At 79.5% G+C, this 696-nt stretch carries 1 pseudogene; it reads left to right on the top strand.

Going from position 1 to position 696, the window contains the following annotated elements:
• Window positions 1–696 (top strand): annotated as a pseudogene (locus F2B26_RS16610) (hypothetical protein); the annotation flags it as partial.

Genomic DNA, 696 nt, shown 5'->3' with positions numbered 1-696 from the left:
CTCGCGCTCGCGCTCGCGGACCACCCCGAGCGGCTGGAGCGGGACACCGTCCGCTGGCGGCCCGAGCTCGGGCACCTGCTCGTCGTCGGCGCACCCGGGACCGGTCGGAGCAGTGCGCTGCTCGCTGCGGGGGTCGCGGCGTTGCGGGCCGGGTACCAGGTGCACGCCGTCGGCCTCCCGCCCTGGGCGTCCTCGATGCTCGAGGCCCACGACGCCGACGGCCGGCTCGGCACGGTGGTCCCGGCCGAGGACGCCCTCGTCGTGGCACGGCTGGTCCAGCTGCTGGCCACGGGTCCGCGCCGGCTGCTGCTCGTCGACGGCGTCGAGCGGAGCCTCGAGGCTCTGGGCAGGCTGGCGCGCGGCGCGGGCGCTGACCGCCTCACCAGGCTGTGGACCGGTCCGGCCGTCCCCGGGCTCGCGCTCGCGGTCGCGACGGCCCCCGGCCCGGTCGCGATGCGTGCCGCGCCCGCCTTCGCCGACCGGCTGGTGCTGGCACTGCGCGACCGGGGGGCCGAGGCCGTGCTCGAGGTGCCTGCGGGGCTCGCGGCGCAGCTGCGCACGCCGGGACGGGCCCTCCACCAGAGCGGCGGCCAGCCGGCCGTGTGCCAGGTGGTCCAGGTGCAGGACCCCGGCGGCGCCGACCTGGCCGGGGAGCCCCTCGCGCGGTCACGTCGTCCGTCACCCGGACCGCACCCG

This window comes from Cellulomonas citrea (assembly GCF_009829685.1).
In the GTDB taxonomy this organism is placed as follows: Bacteria; Actinomycetota; Actinomycetes; order Actinomycetales; family Cellulomonadaceae; genus Cellulomonas; species Cellulomonas citrea.
This window is presented reverse-complemented; position numbering and strand designations above follow the sequence as displayed.